The organism is Paenibacillus sp. J22P90 (genome assembly GCF_059692195.1).
In genome coordinates this window covers 114061-140933 of record NZ_JCAUAY010000007.1, presented here as the reverse complement: position 1 = coordinate 140933, position 26873 = coordinate 114061, and the positions used below count along the sequence as shown (strand labels likewise).

Here is a 26873-nt window from a genome sequence, read left to right as displayed (position 1 = left end):
AGGGTTTGTCCCTGACCTGCGAAGCGTGTTTTTGCATTTGTGTTGTTGCCAAACCTGAGGAGCTATACTATAATGACAACAGATAATCGCGCGTCAAAGCGCTAAAGTGCTTGGTGCTGTCGAATGTAATCGAAAAGGCGCTAAGCCAATATGCTCGGTTTTTCCATACTACATTATGTTTATATACGGAGTTCGATTTTCTTCGTAAAATTATTAGGGGGTAAAGGATTGTGAGATACTTAACAGCAGGTGAAACCCATGGCCCGCAGCTCACTGCGATTATTGAAGGGTTCCCAAGTAATGTAAACCTTAACTTTGAAGACTTAAATCATCAATTACATAGACGTCAAAAAGGCTACGGTCGGGGTCGTCGGATGCAAATTGAGAAAGATACAGCAACGATTGCTGGCGGTGTGCGTCACGGTAAAACGACAGGAGCTCCTATAGCCTTAGTTGTCGTGAATAACGACTGGAAGCACTGGACTTCGGTTATGGGCATTGAGCCGGTGGAAGAGGATAATGAAGGCAAGCGCCGCGTAAACCGTCCTCGTCCTGGACATGCGGATTTGAACGGCGGTTTGAAATATAATCAAAAAGATTTGCGTAATATTTTGGAAAGATCCAGTGCTCGTGAAACAACGATGCGTGTAGCTACTGGGGCTGTTGCACGTCAATTGCTTGCTGAGTTCGGGATTAAAGTGGCTGGACAAGTTATCCGTATAGGCGATGTGGAAGCACAGCGTCAAGAGCTTCCTCTGGATGAGCTTATTCGGATTACCGAAGAATCGCCAGTACGTGTTGTTGATAAAGAAGCAGAAGCGAAAATGATTGCTGCAATCGACGCTGCCAAAGAAGATGGCGATACACTTGGTGGTATCGTTGAAGTTATCATCGAAGGCGTACCTGTAGGTCTTGGAAGCCATGTGCAGTGGGACCGCAAATTGGACGGGAAAATTGCACAAGCCGTGCTTTCCATTCAAGCGTTCAAAGGCGTTGAATTCGGAATCGGTTTTGAAGCGGCAGAGCGCAGAGGCTCTAATGTTCATGACGAAATCCTATATACGCAAGAAGAAGGCTTCAGACGCAGAACGAATCGTGCAGGCGGATTCGAAGGCGGTATGACGACAGGCGAGCAAATCATCGTTCGCGGTGTCATGAAACCGATCTCGACCTTGTACAAACCGCTGCAAAGCGTTGATATTGATACGAAAGAAGTATTCACTGCGCAGGTTGAGCGTTCCGACACTTGTGCAGTGCCAGCAGCAGGCGTAATCATGGAAAATGTGATCGCTTGGGAAGTGGCAAATGCGTTCTTGGATAAATTCGGCGGGGACTCCATTGAAGAAATTCGTACGAACTTGACGAACTTTCTAAAGCAAGTGGAGAACTACTAAGATGAGAGAACTTACCGTAGAGCTTGGAGAAAGGTCTTATCCCATTCATATTGGCCAAGGCATTCTTACCAATATCTCGGCACTGTTCGATCGCGCGAAGCTCAGCCGCAAGTCGCCGCTGCTCATCGTCACTGACGATTCAGTGGCGGCACTGCACTTGGAGCGCGTCCTGACGCTGCTCCGGGACGGCGGCTTCGCCGCGACAGCCTGCGTCGTGCCCGCAGGCGAAACGTCCAAATCCCTCGCGCAGCTCGAGGGAATCGTCACCGCCGCCCTCCAGGCGGGCCTTGATCGCAATTCTGCGATCGTTGCCCTCGGAGGAGGCGTGGTCGGCGATCTCGCCGGCTTCGCTGCGGCGAGCTTCATGCGCGGGATCCGCTTCGTGCAGATCCCAACTACGATCCTTGCCCACGACAGCTCTGTCGGCGGCAAGGTGGCGGTTAATCACCCGATGGCGAAGAACATCATCGGGGCGTTTCACCAGCCGGAGCTGGTCCTCTTCGACATCGACCTGCTGTTGACGTTACCGGAGCGTGAAGTGAAGGCAGGCCTGTCTGAAGTGATCAAGCATGGATTGATCTGGGATGCGGCTTTCACGCAGTGGTGTGAAGAGAACGCAGACAAGCTGTTAGCTTTAGATCCAGAAGCGTTAAGTTATGCGCTTTACATAGGTTGTCAGGTGAAAGCGATCGTCGTATCGCAGGATGAGCGTGAGAATGATCTTCGTGCGATCCTTAATCTAGGTCACACGATTGGACATGCACTAGAAGCTGTAGCTGGCTACGGCGAGCTGCTGCACGGTGAGGCTATCGCCATCGGCATGGTCGGCGCTGCGAAGCTTGCACAACAGTTTGGCTATAGTGAAGACATTCATACTGTGACCAAAGGTTTGTTCGTGAAATACGGCTTGCCAGTGAGCATTCCAGCACACTTGGACACCGATCGCATTATGAGTGCCATGATGCACGATAAGAAGTTCAAGGAAGGTACGATGGTGTATATCATCCCAACCGAAATTGGCAAAGTCGAGATTCGTAAAGATGTAACAGCACAGCAAGTCAGAGAGATTGTTGACCTTCTAAAAGGGGAGAAATAAGCGATGTACTTAAGGGGAATTCGTGGCGCAACGACGGTTGAACAAAATAATGCGGATGAAATCTTAGCGGCTACCTGTGAGCTTCTGCAAGCGATTGTAGATGCGAATGATTTCCGTCCAGAAGATATTGGGTCAGTTTTCATCACGGTTACTGAGGATATTACAGCAACGTTCCCGGCTAGAGCGATCCGTACTTTAGTTGGCTGGGAGCTCGTTCCATTGATGTGTTCCTTGGAAGTGCCCGTTGAGAATGCACTGCCGAAATGTATTCGTTTGATGGTGCAGGTCAACACGACCAAGACCCAAGCAGAAATTAATCATGTGTATTTGAAAGAAGCGAAAGCACTTCGTCCTGATATTGTTAAATTGACAAATGAAGCTACCCGGTAGTATAGTGAAAATAGATGAGTTTAGGTTAGTAGAGCAGAGTTTAGTCGAGTAGAGCAGAGCCCAGTTGAGATGAGAAAAAGTAAATAGCTGATGTGTAATTTTGAGATCGTTCCCTTAGGGGATCGTCTATTTACGCATACCTTGCCATTATTCTTTTTTCACATTCATCCTGATCGTCTACTGAAACTAAAGTCAACCTCTACCCCTAGGTAGAGGTTTTTTTGTATTCGAATAGAGTTTTGAGCGCCGCTGACCAGCGAGCAGCTTACAAGCTGAGAGGGGATGTTTCCATGTATACACCTGAATTGCAAGAAGTCATTCGTTTGTCCCAAGATTATAATCTAATCCCAGTTGTACGTCATTTATTAGCGGATACCGAGACGCCAATCCGAGTATTCCAGCATTTATATCAAGAACCCCGTGCATTTCTTCTAGAAAGCGTAGAGGGTGGAGTGAAATGGGCCCGTTATTCCTTCATCGGCAGCGATCCTTTCTTGATGATCAAGGCGAAGCATGGAAAAACAGTGGTTGAGACTGGCTCCGAAAACAAAATCACGGATGAGAAGCCAATCGAAGTGTTGAAAGCCTATCTGCGTTCCTACTCCAGCCCTCAGCTTCCGGACCTTCCGCGCTTTACAGGCGGTGCCGTCGGATTCTTCGGATATGATTTATTGCAGTACTATGAGAAGCTGCCAGCTCATCAGATTGATGATTTACAAATGAATGACATTCAATTCATGTTCTGTGATCAAGTTATCGTGTTTGATCATTTCAAACAGCAGATTAAAGTGATTGCGAACATACATGTTCCCCAATTTGCTACGGATGCGGACATTGCTAAGGCATACCAAGCCACTTGTGAGAAGATCGATGCTACGATTGAAAAAATCAAAAAGCCGCTAAGCTCCGATACGATGACGCATAATCCAATCGTGTCTGAACCTGATCTAGGTGAAATTCGCTCGAATATTACGAAAGAAAAATACATCGCCAACGTCAATAAAGCGAAGGAATACATTCGCGCCGGCGACATTTTCCAAGTGGTGCTTTCGCAGCGTTTTGAAATGGAGACAACGGTGTCACCGTTACAGGTGTATCGTGTGCTTCGTACGATGAATCCTTCTCCGTATATGTATGTACTGAAAATGGATGATGAGGTTATCGTGGGCACGTCACCAGAGTTGTTGGTTCGTGTTGAAGAAGAAAAAGTGGAAACACGGCCGATTGCCGGTACAAGACGCAGAGGTAAAACGCCGGAGGAAGACCACGCACTTGAGCTTGAATTACTTGCCGATGAGAAAGAGCGTGCCGAGCATCTGATGCTAGTTGATCTTGGACGCAACGATATCGGGCGAGTTTCGGAATTTGGTACCGTCAAATGCGACACCTTCATGGACATTGAGCGCTATTCGCACGTCATGCATATTGTTTCGAACGTGTCTGGTAAAATTGCCAAGGATAAAGATTTCTTTGATGCTTTCCTTTCCTGTATGCCTGCTGGCACGGTGTCTGGAGCACCGAAGCTGAGAGCGATGGAAATTATTGCTGAACTGGAGCCAGAATCACGTGGTTCCTACGCGGGAGCCATCGGTTATCTTGGATTCTCTGGGAATTTGGACACATGTATTACAATTCGTACGATTGTTTTCAAAAATGGTAAGGCGTACGTGCAAGCGGGAGCAGGAATCGTTTGGGATTCTGTACCTGAGAGTGAATATCAAGAAACCGTGAACAAAGCGACGGCTTTGCTGAAATCAATTCGTATGGCAGAAGCCATGTTCAGTCCTGAGCCTAGACCTGTTAGTGATATTAACAAAGATTATTTTGTTAACTCTTAAGACGAAAGGGGCATGGAGAACATGAGTGGAACGATTACAATTCAGCAAGCACTAAAAAGAGTGATCAGCGGCAGTCACTTAACCAGGGATGAAGCAAGAGGCGTTATGTCTGAGATTATGGACGGTGCGGCTTCACCTGCTCAGATCGGCAGTTTGTTGACGGCTATGTGCATTAAAGGTGAGACATTGGAAGAAATTACGGGTTTCGCGGAAACGATGCGTCATAAAGCCGTTCAGATGAATGTCTTGCAAAGTGATCTTTTAGATACCTGCGGAACTGGTGGAGATGGCGCGGAGACTTTCAACATCTCGACGACAGCGGCAATCGTTGCTGCTGGTGGCGATATTCGAGTAGCTAAGCATGGGAATAGAGCGATGTCGAGCAAGAGCGGTAGTGCTGATGTGTTGGAAGCGCTAGGTGTAAAAATTACATTAAACGGCGAGCAAGCAGTTAAATGCTTGGAGCGTACGGGCATTTGCTTTATGTTTGCACAAGCGTATCACCAATCCATGAAGCATGTCGCTGCACCACGACGTGAGCTTGGCTTCAGAACGGTTTTCAACCTACTAGGCCCATTAACGAATCCTGCGGGCGCTGATCGTCAAGTGTTAGGTGTCTATGATCGAAATAAAACAGAGCTTATCGCTCAGTCGCTTCAAGCGCTAGGCTTAAAGCGTGCACTTGTTGTAGCGAGTGAAGATGGTTTGGATGAATTCAGCATTTCGGCTCCAACGAAAGTAACGGAGTTGAAAAATGATAGCATTCAAACGTATATGGTTTCTCCCGACGATTTGGGCTTGCGAGCACACAGCATCAAAGATGTGGCCGGTGGAGATGCTGCCTTAAACGCTGAAATTATTCGTCATATTTTTGCTGGTGAAAAAGGACCTTATCGAGACATCGTACTTGCGAATGCCGCTGCTTGCTTCTATGTAACGGGGCATGTTGGCACGCTGCAACAAGGTGTTAAATTAGCTGCTGATGTTATTGATTCAGGGCGAGCAGAACAGAAGTTGTCTGAATTAATCCAATACACAGGAGAATTATGCCATGTTTCTTGATAAAATTGTTGCCACAAAACGGTTAGAAGTGGAAGCTATGAGCAGCTTTTCGATCGCGGAGGCTGAGAAATTGATTTCTCAGCTTCCGCCTTGCTTAGGCTTTGAGCAGGCGTTGACGACACGGAAGAATCGCTCCATGGGACTCATTGCGGAAGTGAAGAAAGCATCGCCTTCCAAAGGTCTCATTCGCGAGGATTTCGAACCTGTTGGTTTGGCTCAAGCCTATGAGCGAGCAGGTGCAGACTGCATTTCGGTGTTGACCGATGTTTCGTATTTCCAAGGAAGCAATGACTATTTGCAAGCTGTGCGCAAAGCTGTCAATGTGCCGTTGCTGCGCAAAGATTTCACGATTGACCCGAAGCAAATTTATGAAGCTAGATTATTAGGAGCAGACGCGATTCTCCTGATTGCTGCCATTTTGACAACGGATCAAATGAAGCAATATTTGGCTCTCGCGAAGGACCTTGGCTTGGATGCGCTCGTCGAAGTGCATGATCGTGAAGAGCTGGAACGTGCGCTTGAACTGGATACTCAAATGATTGGTGTAAATAACCGGAACTTGAAGACGTTCGTAACCGATCTTGGCACAACAGAAGAATTGATAAACTTGATGCCAAAAGGTAAAACAGTCGTTAGCGAAAGCGGCATTTCTTCCGTAGCGGATATGGCTTATGTGGAGAAGGTAGGTGCACAAGCTGTCCTGATTGGGGAGCATTTCATGCGTCAACCCGTCGTAGAGCAAGCGGTTCATCAGTTGATGGGCGAGCTGGTCAAAAAGGCGTAGTTACAGTGTAGAAAGAGGCGAATTTGATGGCTGTAGGAACGATTCCAACGGTAAAAATTTGTGGACTTCAAAGCGTTGAAGTGTTAAAATCAATCGTACATTTGCCGATAGCTCATATCGGCATTGTTTTTGCACCAAGCAAACGACAGGTCACGCCGGAGAAGGCTGCGGAGTTGATTGCTTACTTGAAATCGGAAGCAGCGAATGGACAGACGGTCCCGCTTACTGTCGGTGTTTTTGTTAATCCAACGAAGGAGCAACTAAGTGAGATCTTAGCTGCAGCTCCTTTGGATGTCGTGCAACTTCATAGCCAAGAAACGCCAGCGTTTTGCAGCTGGGTTCGTGAGCAATTTGGTGTGCAGGTATTTAAAACGGTATCGATTAACAAAACGGACAATCAGGTCCCAACGTTAGCCGATGTGGAAGCTCAGCTGAATCCGTATATCGGCACTGTTGATGCGATATTGTTGGATACGTTCGATCCCATATATGGTGGAGGTTCGGGCACTACGTTTGCATGGGATTGCATCCCTGTGTATCAAGCATGGGCACGTTCTGCTGGTATTCAACTGCTAGTCGCTGGCGGACTGCGACATGATAATGTGGATCAATTAGTGAGTGTGTATGCTCCAGATGGCGTTGATGTATCGAGCAGCGTGGAGACAGATGGCGTGAAAGATATTGCGAAAATAACCGCGTTTGTGGAAAGGGTGACCCGGAAGTGACACAAGTACCTGATCAGCATGGTAGATTTGGCAAGTTCGGAGGCCGTTATGTGCCCGAGACATTAATGAATGCACTTCATGAGCTTGAAGAGGCTTATGAGCGATATAAGGATGATCCTGAATTTATTGCTGAGGTTCGTTATTTGCAAAAGCAGTATTCCGGTAGACCTACGCCGTTATACTTCGCTGAGCGTTTATCCGAGCTTCTCGGCGGAGCTAAGATTTATTTGAAACGTGAAGATTTAAACCATACAGGCGCACACAAAATTAATAACACCATCGGACAAGCGGTTCTTGCTAAACGGATGGGCAAAAAGAAAATTATCGCCGAAACAGGTGCAGGTCAACATGGTGTTGCCTCTGCTACAGTTGCTGCCTTAATGGGCTTTGAATGTAAAGTGTTCATGGGTGAAGAAGACACGAAGCGCCAGCAATTGAACGTATTTCGTATGAATTTGTTGGGCTCGGAAGTCATTCCAGTCACGTCAGGAACACGTACCTTAAAAGATGCCTGTAACGAAACTTTGCGTTACTGGGTTAGTAACGTGCAAGATACGTACTATATTCTTGGTTCGGTAACCGGTCCACATCCGTATCCGATGATGGTTCGTGACTTCCAACGTGTAATTGGGGACGAATCCCGTGAGCAAATCTTGGAAATTGAAGGCAGACTCCCGGATGCGGTTGTTGCTTGTGTTGGCGGAGGCAGTAATGCGATGGGGATTTTCTATCCATTCGTTCAAGATGAATCCGTGAAATTAATCGGTGTAGAAGCAGCGGGACGCGGCGTTGACACCGAGGAACATGCAGCGACGATGACCAAAGGTACGCCGGGCGTTTTCCAAGGTTCGTTAAGCTATTTGCTGCAGGATGAATACGGTCAAGTATTGCCTGCGCATTCCATCTCAGCAGGTCTTGACTACCCAGGTATCGGGCCTGAGCATGCTTATCTTAAAGATGCAGAACGTGCTACTTATTATCCAATCACGGATCAAGAAGCATTGGACGCGCTTCAATTGCTGAGCCGCACGGAAGGCATTATTCCTGCTCTGGAGAGCGCTCATGCGATTGCGCACACGTTGAAATTGGCACCTACGATGACTAAGGATCAAATTATTATCGTAAGCTTGTCAGGGCGCGGAGATAAAGATGTGGAATCCATTATTAGTTATCTTGGCAAGGGGGAATAGGCGATGAACCGTATAGACAGTCGTTTTGCAGAGCTCAAAGCGCGTGGTGAAACTGCCATGATTCCCTTCTTAACGATCGGTGACCCATCGATTGAGGCTTCTTTAGAGCTTATTTTAGAAATGGAACGTGCAGGCGCGGATTTGATCGAGCTTGGTGTACCTTACTCCGATCCACTTGCGGATGGTCCGGTTATTCAGCGTTCCTCGGAACGCGCTTTACAACGCAAGATCTCCATCTTTGATGTGATCGATGTAGCCAAACAAGCAAGAAATCGTGGCTCACAGCTGCCATTCATCCTTTTTACTTACTATAATCCGGTACTCCAGATTGGACTTGAGCGTATTTTCAAGATCATGTCGGAGAATGAAATCAGTGGTATTATTATTCCTGATCTTCCGTTAGAAGAAGATAGTGAGACTAGAGCGATAGCTGAGAACTATGGTGTGCATTTGATTCCACTCGTGGCACCAACCTCGAATGAACGTGTACAACGAATCGCAGCGGGTGCTCGCGGCTTCATTTATTGTGTTTCTTCGCTTGGTGTTACAGGGGAGCGCGCTGAATTTTTTGGCGGCATTGAGGATTTCCTATCCACTGTTCGTGAAGCGGCATCTGTGCCCATTGTTGTGGGCTTCGGGATTTCGTCGCGCGAGCAGGTTGAACGCTTTGAGAAGCTATGCGATGGTGTCGTTGTCGGAAGTGCGATCGTTCGTACGATTGAGAATGCATTGCCGCATTTGACAGCGGATGCCGCACATCCTGAAGGACTAAAGCAAATTGGTAACTTTGTAGGTCAGTTAAAACGTTCGAACAAATAATTGATGAGGTGACTTCATGCAACCGAAACAAACGATTATACATTTACCAGTCTACCAACCGGGGAAGCCGATCGAGGAAGTGAAGCGTGAGCTTGGGCTAACCGAAGTCATTAAGCTTGCTTCCAATGAAAATCCTTTCGGGTCTTCTCCTAACGTAAAAGCAGCCATTGAAGCGGAAATAGCCAATATTAGTCTATATCCGGATGGAGGTGCTGTTCAGCTTACAGCAGCTGTAGCAGCTTCATTGGGCGTTGAGACGAATCAACTTATTTTTGGCGCAGGCTCGGATGAAGTCATTCTGATGTTGGCGCGTGCGTTCCTTGTGCCTGGTGATGAATCCGTCATGGCTTCCCACACATTCCCGCAATACAAGCACAATTGTGAAATCGAAGGTGCAATCTCCATCGAGGTTCCATTGAAAGATGGCACGCATGATTTGGATGCGATGGCTGCGGCTATTACGGATCGTACTAAAATTGTTTGGATCTGCAATCCTAACAACCCAACGGGAACAATGAACACAGACGCTGAAGTTAAGGCTTTCTTAGCGAAAGTTCCTGCAAGTGTCATCGTTGTTTTAGATGAAGCTTATTGCGAGTACAATACAACGGGTGAGTTCCCGGATAGTATTGAGCTTATTGCACAGTACAAAAATGTGATTTCATTGCGCACCTTCTCTAAAATCTATGGGTTGGCTTCGCTTCGTATCGGTTACGGCATCGGGCATCCAGATGTCATCCGCTCGATTAACCAAGTGCGTGAGCCGTTTAACACGACTCGTTTCGCGCAAGCCGCTGCGTTAGCTGCTATCCAAGATCAAGACTTTATTGCGAGCTGCCGTGAAGCAAATACAGCTGGTTTAAAATACTTAGAAGAACAATTCAAACAACTTGGACTGAAATCGTTTCCTGCTCATGGAAACTTTATTATGGTGGACGTAGCTCGTCCAGCAGCAGATGTATTCAACGGCCTATTGCGCCGAGGATTAATTGTTCGCGGTGGACATATGCTGGGCTTCCCAACTTCTCTGCGTGTCACCATTGGTTCAAGCGAGCAGAATGCAAAATTCATCTCGGCTCTAAAGGAAGTTCTTGCAGAGGTTCCTGTTCAAGCCTAATTCAGAGGATAAAGGTTGATACCTGTCATGACGAAAATAGCAATATTCGGCGTAGGGCTGATCGGTGGATCGCTAGCCTTATGTTATAAAGGAAAGCCAGACTTTACCGTTGTCGGTCATTCGCCTAACCCGAACTCCGTTGAGAAGCTCTTGAAACGGAATGTCGTCGACTTTGCAACGACAGATATGGCAGAAGCTGTGGATGGGGCGGACTATATTTTTCTATGTGTACCCGTGGGTAATTTAGAAGAGTATGTTCAAAAGCTGATGAAGCTGCCCTTGAAGCCTGGCTGTATCATTACGGATGTGGGCAGCACGAAGGCTTCCATCACTGAGAGCGCAGCAGCGCACCTGAAGGAAGGTTACTTTTTTATCGGTGGCCATCCGATGGCAGGCTCTGAGCGCCATGGGGTTGAAGCCGCTTCATCTCACTTGTATGAGAATGCTTTCTACGTGTTAACGCCAGCTGAAGGTACTCCACAGGCTGAAGTGGACCGTCTATCAAGCCTGCTGAGTCATACTAAAGCTCAAATCGTACAAGTCGACGCTCGTGAACATGATGATATTGTCGGTGCGATTTCACATTTACCGCATATCATCGCAGTTGCGCTTGTTAATCAAGTAAGAGGGTATAACGAGAGCAATCCGTTGTATCAAAATTTGGCCGCTGGCGGCTTCCGAGATATTACACGGATTGCTTCAAGTGAACCGACGATTTGGCGGGATATCCTCGTTAACAATCGGAATGTGTTACTCAAATTGCTGAAAGATTGGAATGATGAGATTTCCCGATTCGTACAGCTGATCGAACAAAGCGATGGCGAAGGGATTGCAGAGCAATTCCGAATCGCAGGTGAATTCCGGAGCAAATTGCCGGAGCGTCGAAAAGGCGTTCTTATCTCTTTATTTGATATTTATGTCGACGTTCCTGACCATCCTGGGATCATCGGGTCCATCACCTCGATGCTTGGAAATGCGCGGATCAATTTAAGCAATATTCAAATTATCGAAAGTCGTGAAGATGTTCCTGGCATTCTTCGCTTGTCATTTCGCAGCCAAGAGGAAGCGGATCGGGCTTCAGCGCTGCTGAGCACAGAATATAAGGTTCATGTATAAATTCCGACATTCCCTATAGTAAGGCTTCCTGCACATTGGTCGCTGCCAATGCCGAGGAAGTCCTTTTTTCTTTTATGGAAAAAGTCCTATTTAAGACCTAGTAAACGTTTTCAAAAAAGTGTTGACAGAATGAAACCGTATACATATAATAAAAGTACAGTATGGTTTCTCTCCACTCCTATCCGATAATCGCACCATAAGTGCAGCCGCCAATTTGGCGGTTTTTTTTTTTGCCTTCTTTTTTTGTTTAAAAATACATATGAAATGAAAGCGGTAGAATGTCGATAGTAACTGTAACGCTATAAATATGAACATTATCCAACAAATTGTCGAAACTAGCAGGAATTTCGTACTTTATCAAGAAATAATAATAGGCTACTTATTTGCTGTTTTGGCATTCACATTTTTTTTTACAAATACAACGCAACTTTTCACTCCAACCATAGTAAAACATGTATGAACAGTTGGAGTGGTACCCGGAATCGCGAGGAGGGTCGCCACGTAATGACCGATTCCCAATTGATCAGAGAAATCAAGGATGGAAATGTTCAGCTTTATGACGAGCTTATGCGTCGTTACGAGCGTAAAATCCTTGCATTTATTTATCACATGCTTAAGAGCACACAAATGGAAGCTATCGCAGAAGATTTGTGTAACGAAACTTTTTATAAAGCGTATCGCAGTTTGCATTCTTTCCGTGAGATTGAGGCATCTTTTTCTACGTGGTTATATACGATTGCCCGAAATACCGTATTGAGTGAGCTGCGCAAAAATAAAAGCGTCCAGGTGTCATTGGAGCAGAGCGGTCTTACGCCGCATGCTTCCTTTGACGCGATGCCTGAACAGGCCATGTTGAGAAACGAAAAGGTGTCCATGGTTCGCGAAGCAATCAACAGCTTGCCTGAAAAGCAGCGATCGGCATTGATTTTACGTGAATATGATCAGATGGATTATCAGGAAATTGCCAACATTTTAGGTCAAACGGTCAGCTCTGTGAAATCACTCTTGTTTAGAGCTAGAGCATCTGTCAAATTGCATCTGGATCCTTATTTCAGTGAACCGATATTCGAAGAATCGAAGGGATGACAAGCGATGAAGTGTAGTGAGATCCAGGAATTATTTGGAGTCTATTGGGATTTACCGAATGATGACCTGCGTCGTGCCGCAGTGGATAAGCATTTAGAAACGTGCGACTCCTGTGGAGAGGAATTTCAAATATGGGAAGAAAGCATGATTCTGATTCGAACTGCTGCAACAGACGAGGAGCTTACGGATTTCGAGCCTGTAGTTTCAACAAAAGTGATGAGTCGTATTTATGAAGATGAATCATGGCGGATTCCAGTTTCAGAACGCATGTATTCCATTTCGTATAAACTAAGACGTAACTTGACGGCTGTTATTGCCTTTTGTCTTGCACTTTTTGTGTTTAGCTTCTTATTTGCCATCGTATATGATGGTTCGCCGCAGTCAACATTGGCTTCCGCGGACAATTCACTGTACGACCTGGAAGCACCTCAAGCGCTTAAATCTAGTGACACAGGATCATTGAATGGTCACAAGCTTGGAGATGCTGTAGCGAGCTTGAACCCAAGCTTCATGGAGCCTTTGCGGTTTCATGTGGGGCCGATTCATTCCTATCCGCATTATTTACTAGTCGTATCCTTACTTGGGTTAGTATCAACGATTATCATTATGAATTGGTTATCACGAACGAAAAACTAATGCTTCGTTTGGAGCATTTTCACCACAATAGAAAGTATAAGTTTTCGGAACTCGAAAACGTCTTTATATTTGGCGATAAAACCTACCTCTAAACGCGGTCGCTCATCATTGAATGGCTTCGATAGAGGTTTTCTCATTTTTAGCGCTGGAGGTCAAAGAATGACAACAATTGGATTTATACGTCATGGAAGCACGGAATGGAATCAACTTGGCAAGCTTCAGGGGCAATTGGATACGGATCTAACGGACGAAGGCAGAGAGCAAGCGAGGTTGCTTGGACTGCGTTTGGCACAGGAACAATGGGATGGGATCATCAGCAGTGATCTTAAACGTGCAAATGAAACGGCACAGATCATCGCTGACATGTCCGGTATTCCGCTTCTACGTACAGATAAGCGCCTGAGAGAGCGCAAATATGGTTTAGTAGAAGGGACTACCGTCGCTGAACGTGAAGAGCGCTGGGGGGGCGATTGGAAGCTTCAGGATTTGGGACAGGAGAAGGATAGCGAGCTTTGGGCTAGATGGATGGCGTTGGAGACAGAGCTATTAAACGACTACCCGAACAAGAAAGTACTTCTTATCTCACATGGCGGCTTTATTGTTCAAGTGCTGCGTGTATTGAAGTTAAATCAAGAGGAATTTTTGCAAAATACGTCATTGACTCTATTATTGCGTCACGGAGAGCAATGGGAGCTTCAATTGTATAATTGTCTAACACATCTACAAACCCCATCGGATACGATGGTTTAAATGAAAGCATGACTCAAAAAGAGTCATGTTTTTTTGTTTGCGACGGAATATTTTCGGGAAAAACTCCCATAATGGTTACTAGAAACATCGGAGTAGAAAGCTCCGCCAGATGGGAGTTGTAGGGATGGAAATGAACCTAGCGGATATGCTCAGCTATGCCGATATCCATGAATTAGGCCGAATTGCACATACCTACGAGTGTGAGTGTAATGGTCATTCGAAGAATGAATTGATTCAATCAATCCTGAGCACGGCCATGCGCAAAGACATTTTCGAAAAGCACATTCAAAGTCTTAGTATGGAGAATATTCGATTTCTCAATTCCTTGCTCTCCGATCCTCGCAACGCGTTTAGTATGGAGGAGCTCATCGCTAGAGTTCAGCAGTCGCGTTTTCAAAAGGAAGAGTCGACAGAAGCTTGGAATCCTCGGGATATGATCCTCAAATTCAAGAAACTAGGCTGGCTTTTCAACGGTTACTCGCAGCAAACGAAGTACCTGTTTCACGTACCATCGGATTTAAAACGAAGATTTGGTGATGTGTTGGCGAATCAATTCAGACAAGCTCTGGTGAAAACTGAGGAGCCTAGCGTCTACCGAGATGAACAATTACTTCTAGCCGACGACATCTTTCATTTCTTAACCGCCGTTGCACAACAGGACATGCCACTAACAGCGGAAGGCTTTATGTACAAAAGACAGCTCGGGCAGCTCCTTAGTATTTTATCCGTACAAGAAGCTATGGTGCCTAAAGGGACGTGGAGATTCGGCTACGGACGTATGTTTAAGGAATATCCTAATCGGTTCTCCTTAATTTACGACTATTGCTACTACCACCAGTTTATAAGCGAACATGATCTCGTACTTCGACTAACGGAGGCAGGCAAAGCGCGATTGCTGGAAGGGAAGAAAGAGTCGCTTACCGACGTCTACACATTCTGGCTTAGGCTGTACAAAAATCCGATACCCAATATTCAAAGTTTATCGGTCTGGATGGGGCGACTTTGTGATCAATGGGTGACGATGGCCTCTCTTGTAGAATTGTTTAGTCAATTAGTGAAACCTTTCTATTATGATAGCTCAGAATCCATCGTCGAGCAGCGAATTATACAAATGATGATGCACATGGGCTTGATCCGAATTGGGGAAGATCACACGTATGGTGCGGTCATTCAAGTCACAAAGCTTGGGGCCAAAGTCATTCAAGGGATCAAAATTGCTGAGGAAGATAAAGTTGTACTTTTCTGAAAACTGGGTATTAACACATTCCCGTAGATACGGGCTTTTGAAGGAAGCGTTGAAATAGCTAGTGAATATGATGTACTAGGAGCAAAACACCGGGTTGGCGTACACCAAAATGCAGACACATATTTTTGCGAAAAAGAAGCTCCTGACAAACCGCGGACAACATTTGGAGGTAGGTCTCATGGGAAAAATGAATGTATCTAACGATGCGCTGCTGGCACTTTTCGCGGAAATGATTTGGGATAATGCATTACGCAAATATAGAGAAGAAAATCTTTATAAAGAAATTGATAGCGCATTGGCAAAGGGAGATCAAACATCCTTTTTAGCGCTAACTTCTGAGTTAAGGATTTTACAATCACTAGGGTAATCATTAGCTGCGCATGAGCAAGTCAAGGTAAAGATGAAGACATGAGGATGCCGATCCCATGTCTTTTTCTCTGTCTTGATTCATTGACAGCTAAGAGCGGACGGATTAAAGTACAAGTTAAATGTATGCTACATAGCCGTTAGTGTTTTGGTAAATGATAGGGAGGCGCTACACCTTGAAGTTTAATGATATTGCTTCGCAAGAATGGACAGAGTTGAAACCCTACTTGGATACGTGTCTTCTGCCGGTTACAGGGTTAACTGGTGATGAAAATCCGATGCAAGTAACTACAGCCTTGGAGCAGCTCCGAGATGTCATGGAAGTTATTGAGATTCCTTATAAAGGAAGAGTCGTCACCTATCCAGCACTTCATTACATAGCAGGTGGTGAGACTGGCGAGCAATTGGAGGGGATCGCTCTTCGACTGAAACAATCAGGGTTTCGATACATAATTGTGCTTACGTTACATGGGGAAGCTCTCACTTGGAAATCAGATACGACTGACTTGTTGATTGTTGTCGATACAGAGCAATGGGCGCAACAATCGGATGCGATAAAAACAGGTATTTCCAAACAAGTACAGAAACTGTGGTACCCTGTAGATTAACTTTGGCGATGTCGCGTATTAATGGAAAAAAAATGTGCAAGATAAGGTTAGTAATGGATGAATGTGGCTTCCAAAAAGTTGTGACAATTTCGTTAAAATTTGTCCGAAAGCGAAGATTTCAATCCAATAAAAGGAGTTATGAATTCTTGACGACCTAGTAGTCGTAGGCTATTATTAGAAATGTCCTAGTTATGTAGTGTAATGTCGAACGACACGTGATAGAGGTAGCCGCAGTTCGAGAGGGTTCGGACTTTGGCAAATGTAGGAGGGTAGACCTGAGAATGAGTGATCATAACAATCACAATGAAAAACAGCATGGGAAGAAACCCGGGACCAAACGCGAAATGTCTCGTCGACAATTTCTTTCTTATACCCTTGGTGGCGCTGGTGGATTCATGGCAGCAGGAATTTTGGTTCCGATGATTCGCTTTGCCGTTGATCCGGTTCTTCAGTCTAAAGCAGCATCGGACTGGGTTAAAGTTGTCGAAGAAAGTAAAATTACGAATGTTCCACAAGCGTTTACGTTCCAAGTCCATCAGGTAGATGGTTGGTACGAAAGTGATGCTGAGCTGGTAGCATGGATTTCCAAAGACAGCAAAGGTGCTATATTTGCGTTAAATCCGACTTGTAAGCATCTTGGTTGTACAGTTAACTGGAACGATAACCCTGCTTACAAAGATCAGTATTTCTGTCCATGTCACGGTGCGCACTATACGCAAGATGGTAAGAACCTTGCTGTAGCACCTAAACCGCTAGACGAATACACAACAAAAGTAGAGAATGGTTTCGTGTATGTTGGACAACTTCATGCTAACACTAGAGTATAAGGGGGCGTCACGATCAGATGTTTAAAAACGTATACAACTGGATTGACGAACGTCTTGATATTACGCCTATGTGGAGAGATGTAGCAGATCACGAGGTTCCTGAACACGTTAACCCTGCTCATCATTTTTCTGCGTTCGTTTACTGTTTTGGCGGATTGACGTTTTTCATCACAGTAATTCAAATTTTGTCAGGTATGTTCCTAACGATGTATTACACACCTGATATTATCAACGCTTATGCAAGTGTTGATTACCTACAACATAAAGTAGCTTTCGGTGTTATCGTCAGAGGTATGCACCACTGGGGAGCTAGTTTGGTTATCGTAATGATGTTCTTACATACCCTGCGCGTGTTCTTCACAGGATCTTACAAAGCTCCACGTGAAATGAACTGGGTTGTAGGCATGCTCATTTTCTTCGTTATGTTAGGTCTTGGTTTTACGGGATACCTGCTTCCATGGGATAACAAAGCTTACTTTGCAACACAAGTAGGTATGAAAATTGCAGCAGCGGTACCATTTGCAGGTCCGTACATCGAAACATTGCTGCAAGGCGGAAGCATTGTTGGTGCACAAACACTAACACGATTCTTTGCTATTCATGTGTTCTTCCTGCCTGGCGTTCTTCTAGCTTTGCTTGCCGGACACTTCTTCATGATTCGCAAACAAGGTATTTCCGGACCGCTATAATTTAGGGAGGGGCGAGTAGCGTGGCGCATGGTCATAAGTCTGATGAAAAAATCGTTTACGTAGGGGATTCCCGCGTAATTAAAAAAACTCCAGAGCAACGTCTCATACCTAGAGATTACTCGGCTTACCCTGGTAAGTCTGAGGCATTCATTCCAAACTTCTTGTTGAAAGAGTGGATGGTTGGGGTTGTTGTCCTGGTTGGTATGTTAGTTCTAGTAATGTCTGACCCAGCTCCGCTTGGTTATCCTGCGGATCCGAAGAACACGGCATTTATTCCGATGCCAGACTGGTACTTCTTGTTCATGTATCAATTGCTGAAGTATCCATACACATCGGGTGATTACGTAGTTCTTGGTGCGGTTGTAGTTCCAGGTTTACTATTTGGCGGTTTGTTGCTGGCTCCATTCTTGGATACAGGCAAAGAGCGTCGCTTCTATAGAAGACCAATTGCTTCAAGCCTAATGATTCTATCTTTGATCGCTTGTACATACCTTACGTACACGTCTTGGGCACATTACCAACTCGAGCTTAAAGAGAAAAACATCATTCCAGAGCACATCAAGCGTGAAGAAGAAATGCACGCTAACAAAGGTGGCGCGGCTGGAGAAGGCGCGAAGAAAGAAACGAAAAAAGCTGCTGAAATCGTTGCTGCAGATGATCCAGGTGCTGCGATCTATGCGAAAGCAACTTGCTTGTCTTGCCATGGCGCACAGCTTAAAGGGATGCCAGCTTCTGGTGTACCAGCATTGTTAGGAACTGGCGATACACATACGAAGGAAGACATTATGGGTATCATCAAAAATGGTAAAGGCAACATGCCTGCCATGTATAAGCCTAACATTGATAAAGGTTTAACTGATGCCGATATTGATAAATTGGCTGATTGGTTATCCAAACAAAAAACTCAATAATAACGGAACCTGGTCGCGAAAGTGATCAGGTTTTTTTTGGAAATTTTCGCATGTGTATGATTCAATATTGATTGTAAAGGAGGGGCCGAGTTGTCCGTTTCCTATTTGTGGAGCAAAGACTTCTTACTCAATAAGAAGATGTTATGGCTGCTTTTTATTAGCAATTTGCTAGGGACCGTGTATGGCTATGAATGGTACTGGCTTCAAATGGTAGATACCCTGGCAGAGAGTCCCATATGGTATGTCTTCTTTGTACCAGATAGCCCGACCGCAAGTTTGTTTTTCACACTTTCAGTAGTTTATTTGATTTTGGATCAATCTTCAAAAGGACCATCGAGCAAGCTGGGTAAGGCGATTCGTGGCTTTATTGAAGCTTTCGGACTTATTACCTCATTTAAGTATGGGATTTGGGCTGTTACGATGATCTGGGCAGGAGCGGGGCTCGGTGCTGAGGTCGGATGGGATGGATGGATGCTAACAGCTTCGCATTTGGCTATGGCAGTGGAAGCGCTGTTATTTGTCCGTTGGTTTTCTTACCGATTACCTGCGATTGCACTGGTGGCGATCTGGACGTTCTGGAACGATTTCATGGACTATGAAAGAGGTGTCTTTCCAAGGTTGCAGCGTGAGCTTCATCCTTACTTAGGAATGATTCAATTTTTCACGATATGCATGAGTATTATTGGCATCTGGATTGCCATTACGTGTTTAATGGTGAGAGAGAAAAGTAAGCTGAAACCGAGCGCTTGATGGTCTAAACAGGGACAAACCTCCATATGATGAATGTGAAGGAGGGGATGTCCCATGTTTGTAGTAGAGAGAGCGATCAGAGTGACAGCCGTTACGATCGTATTCGGTGTTGTTCTTTGTATACTTGCGGCTTGCGGTGCAGAACGACACACAGTTGGACAAGCTAGTAAACCCGTAGATCCTGCCCAACTTGAGCGGGTCACGTTCTTGAATCAAATTGCGGAAGAAATGTATACGTTGACGATGTCCGGACAAGTTGTTGAAGCTAGAAATAAGCTGATTCAACTATCTGATCAAATTCCGAAAATTTCGTTCGAAGGAATTACGTCCGTCGAGGGCTTGAATGCATTGACAGAAACCGTGACTGGGGCCAAGCGGGTATATAATGCAGCCAACTATTCACCCGCAGAGGGACAAATAGCAGTCGCCAAAATTCGTCTGGCCACCGATGCGCTTACGCATAAGAACCAGCCGATGTGGTTGCAATACTACAAGGTGCTGCAAAATGATAGTCAATTACTAAGCCAACAAGTTAAATCAAATAAACAACCGGAAGCTATAGAGGAATTCGGTAAGCTGTCACAGCATATCGCCATTATTCATCCTTCACTCATTATTAGCCGAGATGCGTCTTCGGTTGAGAAGTTAGATTCATTAGTTGCTTTTATTAGAACAAATGTGAATGCAAAACCAATGCCTGTAAAGCAGCTAGAAGCAGGTATCGTTACTTTGAATCAAGTGCTGGATGAGCTCTTTATGAAACACAAAGATGCAGTGGCCTACGTGCCTTTCACAGATCCGAAGCAGCCGATCATCTGGTCGCTTAGCATGGGTGTCATCATTGTAGGGGTTCTAAGCTATGTTGGCTGGCGGATGTACCAATCAGGTCGACATATCGTCCCCGTGAAGCAAGCCAAGGAAAGTAAAAACAGATAAGCAAAAAGGGTTAAGCAAGCTCAGATTGAGCTGCTTAACCCTTTTTTTTGCAAACTTAATGTGTTTTAAAGCCCTCGCCAATGACTTCATGCACATCCCCAACGATAATGAAAGCCCGCGGATCAACGGCGTGAATGAGCTCGCGCATCCGCCTTGTTTCATGTCGATAAACGACACAATAGACAACTTCCTTGGTATTACCCGAGTAGGCACCTCTGGCAGGAAAAAGCGTTACTCCGCGATCTAGTGCTGTGGTGATGGTCTCGGCTAAGACACTGGGTTGTTCACTAATAATCGTGAAAGCTTTCGCGGCATAAGCGCCTTCCGATATGTAATCAATAATTCGTGATGTGACGAATACGGCAACGAGGGAGTAGAGCACTTTTTCTTTCGGTAAATAGATGAAAGATGAGCCAATCACGATGACGTCGATAATAAGGATAACCTGTCCGACGCTCCAACCTCTTTTTTTATGACCAATGCGAGCTAGTATATCAGAACCGCCTGTAGTTCCACCGAAGCGGAAAACAAGCCCTAGTCCTGTTCCCAGTGTAATCCCAGCGTAGAGCGTAGCCAGGAAATAATCTTGTGTCGTGTGAAACGGGCTTAACCACCCCATGTGAATTAGCCATTCCATGACCCATAGGAAAAACGAGAGGCATACTACGCCGAAAATCGTATATAACATGGGACCCTTACCGAAATTACGCCATCCTAAGTAAAACAATGGGATATTAAAGATCAGCGTGGAGTAAGAAGGGGGAACATTGAGTACGTATTTGAGCAAAAGGGAGATACCTGTTAATCCGCCTTCCATCAGCTCATTTGAAATGACAAAATAATGTAAACCAAACGCATAGATTGCGGTTCCTATCCCAATTCCTAGCACATTTAGAAACTGATCAGCGAACCTTTCTTTGAAAATCATGCCAATTCCTCCAAGCCTAAGTTACTTTCTGAATAACAAAAAATTTGTCAACTTTTCTCGTTTAGTTTAACATAAGGAGGATAACCTTTGTGAAGAAGATGGAAAGAAGGATGCTGATGTCAGAGCGTACACTTAAAGACCTGCAACAAGAGGTTGATACTTATATTTCCCAGTTTAAGGAAGGATATTTCAGTCCTCTGTCGATGCTGGCGAGAATGTCGGAAGAAGTCGGTGAATTGGCGCGTGAGGTGAATCATTCTTTCGGTGAAAAGCCTAAAAAAAGTACAGAAGCGGATAACTCAATTGAGCTGGAGTTAGGTGACATTTTGTTCATTACGATCTGTTTTGCGAATTCTTTAGGCATTGATTTAACGGAAGCTCATGACAAAATTATGCATAAGTTTAATACCCGCGACGCGGGGCGTTGGACTAAAATTAACACCGAAACTCCCTAACCTTCATAAACTAAACCATCCCCACTAAACGGGAAAACCGCTTATGGCAAAGGAGGATGGGCAGATGAATGAAGAAAATCCAATACAGAAAGCATACGAATCCATACTTGGGCATGATTTTGAAAAGGCCATTGAATGGTTTGAAAAAGCGATAGCCGAAGAACCAAACAATGCTGCCTATCACCACAAACTATCCATAACTTGCGCGAGAAGTAATAAACTGGGTAAAGCGGTGGAGCATGCGTCAAGAGCTATAGAACTTGAACCGACGAATGAGACGTATCGCTTTCAATTGCAGGTGTTGAATGCACGAGAGCTGGTTGAACAAGCCAGAAAAGAACTGAGTAATCAGTCGGAGCATGCGGAACGCGCTATTTTCCTGTTGAAAGAAGCGATTGTTCTGGATCCCTTGGCGATTGAAGCGTATTTGATTCTAGGCGAAGCCTTTGCTATGCGAAAAGATTATACAAGAGCGTACCAAACCATCATGGAGGCTGTTCGTTTAGAGCCGCATCATGAGCTTGCCAAGCAGCATGCTGCGATGTACCAGAACAAGATGAAATAAAGATAGGCCCGAAACAAAAATAAAGGAGATCATCACAATATGGAGCGTAGAATACGAGTAGCAGTAATCGGAGCAAGTGGAAGAATGGGGCGGGAGGTCGTCAAGACCGTTTTGCGCGAACCCGATATGGAATTAGTTGCAGGCGTTAGCCGCACCTCCGGCCCAATTGATCTAGGAAGAATGGTTGGGCTGGACGAATGCGGAGTTCTCATGGGCAGCGACATTGAGAAGATACTTATCGAATCGAAGCCTGATGTTTTAGTTGATTTTACAGGGCCGCAAACGGCGGTTTCACATACAAATCTAGCGATTCGCTTAGGAATTCGTCCCGTGATGGGGACGACGGGATTCACGCCGCAGGCTATTGCTGATTTGGACATGCTATGCCGAGATAACAATATTGGCGGATTAATTGCCCCCAATTTCTCGATCGGCGCTATTCTCATGATGAGATTTGCTGCGCAGGCTTCGAAATATTTCCCGCATTTGGAAATTATCGAATATCATGGCGATCAGAAGCTTGATGCACCATCAGGTACAGCTGTGAAAACGGCTGAGCTGATTTCCGAAGTACGTGAAGAAATTAAGCAAGGCAATCCGAAAGAAGAAGAAACAATTGAAGGTTCACGCGGTGGGTATTACAATGGATTCAGAATACATAGTGTCCGTTTGCCAGGTGTATTTGCACAACAGGAAGTGATTATGGCGGAGCAAGGCCAAGCGCTCAAAATTCGACATGACTCTTATGATCGTGCTGCCTACATGCCAGGTGTAGCGATTGCGGTTCGTAAAGTCATGACCTACACGGGAATGATTTATGGATTTGAGCATTTTATAGATTAAGGACCCCTAGGAGAGTGGAAGTCAGATGTTAAGCATCGCACTTATTGCCCATGATCGGAAAAAAGATGAGATGGTGAATTTCGTAACGGCTTATGAGCTTGTTTTCGAAGGTCACAAACTATATGCAACGGGTACGACAGGCACGCGAATCATGGCAAATACGAAACTAAGTATTCATCGATTTATGTCAGGACCACTTGGTGGAGATCAGCAGATCGGTGCGTTAGTTGCAGAGAATGAAATGGATTTTATTATTTTCTTACGTGATCCATTAATGGCTCAACCGCATGAGCCTGATATTATCGCTTTACTGCGTCTTTGTGACGTGCAGGGAATTCCATGTGCCACGAATATTGCAACGGCTGAGTTGCTTGTAAGGGCATTGGATCGCGGGGATTTTGCTTGGAGAGAACTCGTACATAAATATAAGCCAGGAATTGACTCCAATGAGTGAACAACTGGATATTCTCATATTTGGTGCCCATGCTGATGATGCTGAGATTGGCATGGGAGCAACCATAGCCAAACATACACAACGTGGTCTTCGAGTTGGTCTTTGCGAGCTGACGTATGCCGAAATGTCATCGAATGGGACTGTGGAAACTAGACTAGAAGAAGCAGCCGAGGCAGCGAGCATTCTTGGGGTAGCGACCCGCACCAATCTTGGCTTACCCGATCGCGGTTTGTTTGTTAACGCAGCTAACATAGAACGAATTACGCAAGAGATACGAAAATTTCGTCCTAGAATTGTTTTTGCCCCATATTGGCAAGATCGGCATCCCGATCATATTGCGTGTTCAACGCTCGTTCAGGAAGCTGTTTTCAATGCGAAGCTGCGCAAATACTTACCGGACTCAGAAGCAGTGAATGTGGAGCAGTTCTTGTTCTATTTTATTAATGATGTGTATGAAGCTAGTGCAATTGTAGATGTAACAGATACGTATGATAAAAAAATGGCAGCACTGCGCGCGTACCGGTCACAATTCGTAACAGGTGCAAATACGGTAGCGACGCCACTCAATCAAGGTTATGTCGAACGTGTAGAAGCCCGTGACCGACTCATGGGTCAAAAGCGTCAATTGACGTACGCGGAAGGGTTCGTTTCCAAACTCCCCTTGGTGATAGACCATTTTGATTGATCGGAAAGAGGTGTGAAAATGAAAGACAAATTAAAGATTGGTATTACTTGTTACCCGACCCTAGGCGGTTCAGGTGTTGTTGCTACAGAGCTAGGTAAGCTGCTGGCTGAAAAAGGACATGAGGTTCATTTTATTACGCATAGCATGCCGTTTCGTTTGGGTAAATTCCACAAAAATATTTATTATCACGAAGTTGAAGTTAGTCAATATTACGTATTCCGTTATCCGCCATATGATCTTTCACTTGCAAGTAAATTAGCTCAAGTTGCCAAAATGGAAGAGCTTGATTTGCTGCACGTGCACTATGCGATTCCCCATGCTGTCTGTGCATTGCTTGCCAAGCAGATGGTGGGTTCGAACCTTAAGGTAGTTACGACGCTGCACGGCACCGATATTACAGTATTGGGGCAAGACCAGTCCATTTCAGATCTCATCCGTTATGCGATTAATGAAAGTGATGCCGTTACTGCCGTTTCCAAGGATCTAATCAAAGAAACACGGGAATTACTAGCTATTGATCGAGATATCGATCTGACCTATAACTTTGTAGATAAACGGGTGTACTACCCGCGCGATATATCGAAGTTAAGAGGCGAATTCGCACGTCCGGATGAGAAAATTCTAATTCATATTTCCAACTTCCGACCTGTGAAACGCGTGCAGGATGTTGTTGATATTTTCGCTAAGGTTAGCAAGGAAGTGCCATCCCGACTGTTATTTGTAGGGGAAGGTCCTGATCTTTCGAAAATGATTTCGAAGGTGAAGGAACTCGGACTCTCGGATAAAGTCACATTCTGCGGTAAACAGGATGATGTGGCGCAAGTGATTTCCTTAGCAGACCTCATGCTGCTTCCTTCTGAAAAAGAAAGCTTCGGACTAGTTGCGCTTGAAGCGATGGCTTGCGGCGTACCGACAATCGGGTCCAATGCAGGAGGTATTCCTGAGCTAATCACACACGGTGAAACTGGGTATTTGGCAGATGTGGGAGATACGGATCAAATGGCGAAGCATGCGATTCATTTGCTAAGTAATCAAGTTTTATATGAGCAAGTTGCCCAAAATTGTTTGAATCGTGCGCGGTATACGTTCTGTAACGATATTACAACGGTTCAATATGAAGAAATTTATTACCGTGTGTTGGGGAGAGAGCTCCCTGAATCACATCGTATTTCAGCCTCGTCCTGTCAATAAGGATGCGAGCTAGCTAGGAGAACGACATTGGAAGCAAGTAAACGAATGATCAATGATGCTGGTGCGACTGCGGTTCTAGAAAAATTAACAGAAGCAGGGTATGAAGCCTATCTGGTGGGGGGCTGTGTGCGAGACGCTGTTCTCGGACGGTCCATCAAAGATATCGATATCGCCACTTCAGCTTTGCCTGAGCAAGTGATGGAGATATTCCAGCGTACGGTACCTACTGGACTTCAGCATGGCACTGTGACGGTTCTGATCGCTCAGGACACTTATGAGGTTACAACCTTTCGCAAGGAGGCTGCCTACGAGCAATTTCGTCGCCCAGCCTCCGTTGAATATATTTCGGATTTGACCGAGGATTTGAAACGAAGGGATTTCACGATGAACGCGATGGCCATGGATCGGGCTGGCGTTCTGCAGGATCCTTTTGGCGGACAGGCAGATCTGTCCGCTGGTGTGCTCCGCTGCGTAGGGGTAGCGGAGGAAAGATTTGGCGAAGATGCGCTTCGGATGCTTCGCTGCATTCGTTTTGCCTCGACCTACGGCTTAGAGATCGAGGCCGGCACTTGGCAAGCGCTGCTGGCGAATGCGCCGCTGCTGCGCCACATCGCTATGGAGCGCGTGCGCAGCGAGCTGCAGCGCATGGTCGAAGGCCCAGCCCCTGCGCGGGCTGTGCGACTGCTCTTGGCGAGCGGCCTGCTGGCCTACCTCAAAAAGCAGCTACCGCTGCCTTTTGAGGCCTGGCTCGCCTGGGACGACGCGCTGGACGCTGTCAGCGCGCTGGAAGGGCAGCATGACCGCTGGGCCATGCTGCTGATGCTCCTGGAGGTGCCAGCGGACACAGTCCGCGCGGCGCTCCAGGAGCTGACCTTCTCCCGCGCGGACATCGCCGCGGTCGCGGAAGTGCTCGCCCTGCGCGAGGCTGTCGCTGCGCAGGCTGGGGTTCCAGACCCGGCTCCGCTGGAGCGGGTCTGGAAGCTTGGCGCGGTGCGCCGCGGCGAAGCCGCAGCCCGCGCGTTACTGCGGCTGCTGCGCGAGCTGCCGCAGGTGGAGGAGAAGCGCGGCGAATTGGCGCGCTTCCTAGCCCAGACAGCGCCGGCGTTGCTGCGGCGCGGGGATGATTGGCTGAAGGAGGTTCCCTGCTTCAGCCTGAAGGCACTCGCCATATCCGGCCAGGATGTGGCGAAGGCACTGGACAAGCAGCCGGGCCCTTGGATGGGCGTGCTGCTGCAGGATCTGCTCGAGCGTGCCGCGCTCGGGGAAATCCCGAATGAGCGCGAGGCTCTTATTCACGCCGCGCAGGCTGCGAAGTAGCAGCGCTGTGCGGTTTTTCTTTTCGGACTCAGCTAACTGGAAAACCTCCATCTAATTTCCCTCATTTCCACTTGAAAGCAAGATTAGATGTAAAAACTA

The 26873-nt window shown here is 46.0% G+C and carries 30 protein-coding genes; 29 read left to right on the top strand and 1 reads right to left on the bottom strand.

Annotated elements, in window-relative coordinates; all coding sequences use genetic code 11:
• Positions 1-230: 230 nt before the first annotated feature.
• From aroC to AC58UX_RS22390, 22 genes are all read left to right on the top strand, one after another.
• Positions 231-1394: a chorismate synthase gene (gene aroC / locus AC58UX_RS22495; protein ID WP_497256842.1), complete on the top strand. Its 1164-nt coding sequence runs from the start codon at positions 231-233 to the stop codon at positions 1392-1394.
• Position 1395: 1 nt separating this feature from the next.
• A complete protein-coding gene (gene aroB / locus AC58UX_RS22490) occupies positions 1396-2490 on the top strand; it encodes a 3-dehydroquinate synthase (protein WP_497256840.1) in 1095 nt (364 codons plus the stop codon).
• 3 nt (positions 2491-2493) lie between these two features.
• Positions 2494-2880, top strand: a complete 387-nt coding sequence (gene aroH, locus AC58UX_RS22485) for a chorismate mutase (RefSeq protein ID WP_497256838.1) — start codon at positions 2494-2496, stop codon at positions 2878-2880.
• 290 nt (positions 2881-3170) lie between these two features.
• The gene (gene trpE / locus AC58UX_RS22480; protein WP_497257260.1) at positions 3171-4718 is read left to right on the top strand and encodes an anthranilate synthase component I; all 1548 of its coding nucleotides are present in this window, start codon (positions 3171-3173) and stop codon (positions 4716-4718) included.
• Between the two features lie 21 nt (positions 4719-4739).
• A complete protein-coding gene (gene trpD / locus AC58UX_RS22475; RefSeq protein WP_497256836.1) occupies positions 4740-5780 on the top strand; it encodes an anthranilate phosphoribosyltransferase in 1041 nt (346 codons plus the stop codon).
• A complete protein-coding gene (gene trpC, locus AC58UX_RS22470; RefSeq protein WP_497256834.1) occupies positions 5770-6564 on the top strand; it encodes an indole-3-glycerol phosphate synthase TrpC in 795 nt (264 codons plus the stop codon). The genes trpD and trpC overlap by 11 nt, the downstream gene beginning before the upstream one ends.
• Before the next feature lie 26 nt (positions 6565-6590).
• Positions 6591-7289 carry a phosphoribosylanthranilate isomerase gene (locus AC58UX_RS22465; RefSeq protein WP_497256832.1) on the top strand — a complete coding sequence of 233 codons (699 nt, stop codon included), beginning with the start codon at positions 6591-6593 and terminating at the stop codon, positions 7287-7289.
• Positions 7286-8479, top strand: a complete 1194-nt coding sequence (gene trpB, locus AC58UX_RS22460) for a tryptophan synthase subunit beta (protein WP_497256830.1) — start codon at positions 7286-7288, stop codon at positions 8477-8479. Before AC58UX_RS22465 ends, trpB begins: the two co-directional genes overlap by 4 nt.
• A gap of 3 nt (positions 8480-8482) precedes the next feature.
• Complete coding sequence (gene trpA, locus AC58UX_RS22455; RefSeq protein ID WP_497256828.1) at positions 8483-9298, top strand: tryptophan synthase subunit alpha; 816 nt, start codon at positions 8483-8485, stop codon at positions 9296-9298.
• A gap of 16 nt (positions 9299-9314) precedes the next feature.
• The gene (gene hisC / locus AC58UX_RS22450) at positions 9315-10415 is read left to right on the top strand and encodes a histidinol-phosphate transaminase (RefSeq protein ID WP_497256826.1); all 1101 of its coding nucleotides are present in this window, start codon (positions 9315-9317) and stop codon (positions 10413-10415) included.
• A gap of 27 nt (positions 10416-10442) precedes the next feature.
• A complete protein-coding gene (locus tag AC58UX_RS22445) occupies positions 10443-11531 on the top strand; it encodes a prephenate dehydrogenase (RefSeq protein ID WP_497256824.1) in 1089 nt (362 codons plus the stop codon).
• Between the two features lie 504 nt (positions 11532-12035).
• Entirely contained in the window at positions 12036-12617 is a 582-nt protein-coding gene (locus tag AC58UX_RS22440; protein WP_497256822.1) for an RNA polymerase sigma factor, read from the top strand.
• 6 nt (positions 12618-12623) lie between these two features.
• On the top strand, positions 12624-13253 hold the full coding sequence (locus tag AC58UX_RS22435; RefSeq protein ID WP_497256820.1) for an anti-sigma factor family protein: 630 nt from the start codon (positions 12624-12626) through the stop codon (positions 13251-13253).
• A gap of 159 nt (positions 13254-13412) precedes the next feature.
• Positions 13413-14003 carry a histidine phosphatase family protein gene (locus AC58UX_RS22430; RefSeq protein ID WP_497256818.1) on the top strand — a complete coding sequence of 197 codons (591 nt, stop codon included), beginning with the start codon at positions 13413-13415 and terminating at the stop codon, positions 14001-14003.
• Positions 14004-14133: 130 nt separating this feature from the next.
• Positions 14134-15249 carry a hypothetical protein gene (locus tag AC58UX_RS22425; protein ID WP_497257258.1) on the top strand — a complete coding sequence of 372 codons (1116 nt, stop codon included), beginning with the start codon at positions 14134-14136 and terminating at the stop codon, positions 15247-15249.
• A gap of 178 nt (positions 15250-15427) precedes the next feature.
• A complete protein-coding gene (locus AC58UX_RS22420) occupies positions 15428-15616 on the top strand; it encodes an IDEAL domain-containing protein (protein ID WP_056616951.1) in 189 nt (62 codons plus the stop codon).
• Positions 15617-15791: 175 nt separating this feature from the next.
• A complete protein-coding gene (locus AC58UX_RS22415; RefSeq protein WP_497256815.1) occupies positions 15792-16223 on the top strand; it encodes a DUF2487 family protein in 432 nt (143 codons plus the stop codon).
• A gap of 281 nt (positions 16224-16504) precedes the next feature.
• Positions 16505-17050, top strand: coding sequence for a QcrA and Rieske domain-containing protein (locus tag AC58UX_RS22410; protein ID WP_497256813.1), 546 nt, complete (start codon positions 16505-16507; stop codon positions 17048-17050).
• 17 nt (positions 17051-17067) lie between these two features.
• Positions 17068-17739 carry a menaquinol-cytochrome c reductase cytochrome b subunit gene (qcrB, locus tag AC58UX_RS22405; RefSeq protein WP_029193037.1) on the top strand — a complete coding sequence of 224 codons (672 nt, stop codon included), beginning with the start codon at positions 17068-17070 and terminating at the stop codon, positions 17737-17739.
• 20 nt (positions 17740-17759) lie between these two features.
• Positions 17760-18650: a c-type cytochrome gene (locus tag AC58UX_RS22400; RefSeq protein WP_497256810.1), complete on the top strand. Its 891-nt coding sequence runs from the start codon at positions 17760-17762 to the stop codon at positions 18648-18650.
• A gap of 90 nt (positions 18651-18740) precedes the next feature.
• Positions 18741-19400: a DUF1405 domain-containing protein gene (locus AC58UX_RS22395; RefSeq protein ID WP_497256808.1), complete on the top strand. Its 660-nt coding sequence runs from the start codon at positions 18741-18743 to the stop codon at positions 19398-19400.
• 54 nt (positions 19401-19454) lie between these two features.
• Complete coding sequence (locus AC58UX_RS22390) at positions 19455-20336, top strand: sporulation protein YpjB (protein WP_497256806.1); 882 nt, start codon at positions 19455-19457, stop codon at positions 20334-20336.
• Positions 20337-20391: 55 nt separating this feature from the next.
• Here AC58UX_RS22390 and AC58UX_RS22385 read toward each other — a convergent pair whose 3' ends face one another.
• Entirely contained in the window at positions 20392-21264 is an 873-nt protein-coding gene (locus AC58UX_RS22385) for a YitT family protein (RefSeq protein ID WP_497256804.1), read from the bottom strand.
• 116 nt (positions 21265-21380) lie between these two features.
• Here AC58UX_RS22385 and AC58UX_RS22380 point away from each other — a divergent pair, with 116 nt between their 5' ends.
• The 7 genes from AC58UX_RS22380 to AC58UX_RS22350 all read left to right on the top strand — a co-directional run bounded on the left by AC58UX_RS22380 (position 21381) and on the right by AC58UX_RS22350 (position 26774).
• The gene (locus tag AC58UX_RS22380) at positions 21381-21719 is read left to right on the top strand and encodes a nucleotide pyrophosphohydrolase (protein ID WP_497257256.1); all 339 of its coding nucleotides are present in this window, start codon (positions 21381-21383) and stop codon (positions 21717-21719) included.
• 64 nt (positions 21720-21783) lie between these two features.
• Positions 21784-22284, top strand: a complete 501-nt coding sequence (locus tag AC58UX_RS22375) for a tetratricopeptide repeat protein (RefSeq protein WP_497256802.1) — start codon at positions 21784-21786, stop codon at positions 22282-22284.
• 39 nt (positions 22285-22323) lie between these two features.
• A complete protein-coding gene (gene dapB / locus AC58UX_RS22370) occupies positions 22324-23127 on the top strand; it encodes a 4-hydroxy-tetrahydrodipicolinate reductase (protein WP_497256800.1) in 804 nt (267 codons plus the stop codon).
• Positions 23128-23152: 25 nt separating this feature from the next.
• The gene (locus AC58UX_RS22365) at positions 23153-23581 is read left to right on the top strand and encodes a methylglyoxal synthase (protein ID WP_497256798.1); all 429 of its coding nucleotides are present in this window, start codon (positions 23153-23155) and stop codon (positions 23579-23581) included.
• Positions 23574-24266, top strand: a complete 693-nt coding sequence (bshB1, locus tag AC58UX_RS22360) for a bacillithiol biosynthesis deacetylase BshB1 (RefSeq protein WP_497256796.1) — start codon at positions 23574-23576, stop codon at positions 24264-24266. The genes AC58UX_RS22365 and bshB1 overlap by 8 nt, the downstream gene beginning before the upstream one ends.
• A gap of 18 nt (positions 24267-24284) precedes the next feature.
• The gene (gene bshA / locus AC58UX_RS22355; protein WP_497256794.1) at positions 24285-25457 is read left to right on the top strand and encodes an N-acetyl-alpha-D-glucosaminyl L-malate synthase BshA; all 1173 of its coding nucleotides are present in this window, start codon (positions 24285-24287) and stop codon (positions 25455-25457) included.
• A gap of 27 nt (positions 25458-25484) precedes the next feature.
• Positions 25485-26774, top strand: coding sequence for a CCA tRNA nucleotidyltransferase (locus AC58UX_RS22350; RefSeq protein ID WP_497256792.1), 1290 nt, complete (start codon positions 25485-25487; stop codon positions 26772-26774).
• Positions 26775-26873 lie beyond the last annotated feature (99 nt).

Bases quoted from the DNA above. Each gene is read 5' to 3' on its own strand.
- aroB (WP_497256840.1), top strand. From the start codon at position 1,396: ATGAGAGAACTTACCGTAGAGCTTGGAGAAAGGTCTTATCCCATTCAT.
- aroH (WP_497256838.1), top strand. From the start codon at position 2,494: ATGTACTTAAGGGGAATTCGTGGCGCAACGACGGTTGAACAAAATAAT.
- trpE (WP_497257260.1), top strand. From the start codon at position 3,171: ATGTATACACCTGAATTGCAAGAAGTCATTCGTTTGTCCCAAGATTAT.
- trpD (WP_497256836.1), top strand. From the start codon at position 4,740: ATGAGTGGAACGATTACAATTCAGCAAGCACTAAAAAGAGTGATCAGC.
- trpC (WP_497256834.1), top strand. From the start codon at position 5,770: ATGTTTCTTGATAAAATTGTTGCCACAAAACGGTTAGAAGTGGAAGCT.
- AC58UX_RS22465 (WP_497256832.1), top strand. From the start codon at position 6,591: ATGGCTGTAGGAACGATTCCAACGGTAAAAATTTGTGGACTTCAAAGC.
- trpA (WP_497256828.1), top strand. From the start codon at position 8,483: ATGAACCGTATAGACAGTCGTTTTGCAGAGCTCAAAGCGCGTGGTGAA.
- hisC (WP_497256826.1), top strand. From the start codon at position 9,315: ATGCAACCGAAACAAACGATTATACATTTACCAGTCTACCAACCGGGG.
- AC58UX_RS22445 (WP_497256824.1), top strand. From the start codon at position 10,443: ATGACGAAAATAGCAATATTCGGCGTAGGGCTGATCGGTGGATCGCTA.
- AC58UX_RS22440 (WP_497256822.1), top strand. From the start codon at position 12,036: ATGACCGATTCCCAATTGATCAGAGAAATCAAGGATGGAAATGTTCAG.
- AC58UX_RS22435 (WP_497256820.1), top strand. From the start codon at position 12,624: ATGAAGTGTAGTGAGATCCAGGAATTATTTGGAGTCTATTGGGATTTA.
- AC58UX_RS22430 (WP_497256818.1), top strand. From the start codon at position 13,413: ATGACAACAATTGGATTTATACGTCATGGAAGCACGGAATGGAATCAA.
- AC58UX_RS22425 (WP_497257258.1), top strand. From the start codon at position 14,134: ATGAACCTAGCGGATATGCTCAGCTATGCCGATATCCATGAATTAGGC.
- AC58UX_RS22420 (WP_056616951.1), top strand. From the start codon at position 15,428: ATGGGAAAAATGAATGTATCTAACGATGCGCTGCTGGCACTTTTCGCG.
- AC58UX_RS22410 (WP_497256813.1), top strand. From the start codon at position 16,505: ATGAGTGATCATAACAATCACAATGAAAAACAGCATGGGAAGAAACCC.
- qcrB (WP_029193037.1), top strand. From the start codon at position 17,068: ATGTTTAAAAACGTATACAACTGGATTGACGAACGTCTTGATATTACG.
- AC58UX_RS22390 (WP_497256806.1), top strand. From the start codon at position 19,455: ATGTTTGTAGTAGAGAGAGCGATCAGAGTGACAGCCGTTACGATCGTA.
- AC58UX_RS22385 (WP_497256804.1), bottom strand. From the start codon at position 21,264: ATGATTTTCAAAGAAAGGTTCGCTGATCAGTTTCTAAATGTGCTAGGA.
- AC58UX_RS22380 (WP_497257256.1), top strand. From the start codon at position 21,381: ATGTCAGAGCGTACACTTAAAGACCTGCAACAAGAGGTTGATACTTAT.
- AC58UX_RS22375 (WP_497256802.1), top strand. From the start codon at position 21,784: ATGAATGAAGAAAATCCAATACAGAAAGCATACGAATCCATACTTGGG.
- dapB (WP_497256800.1), top strand. From the start codon at position 22,324: ATGGAGCGTAGAATACGAGTAGCAGTAATCGGAGCAAGTGGAAGAATG.
- AC58UX_RS22365 (WP_497256798.1), top strand. From the start codon at position 23,153: ATGTTAAGCATCGCACTTATTGCCCATGATCGGAAAAAAGATGAGATG.
- bshB1 (WP_497256796.1), top strand. From the start codon at position 23,574: ATGAGTGAACAACTGGATATTCTCATATTTGGTGCCCATGCTGATGAT.
- bshA (WP_497256794.1), top strand. From the start codon at position 24,285: ATGAAAGACAAATTAAAGATTGGTATTACTTGTTACCCGACCCTAGGC.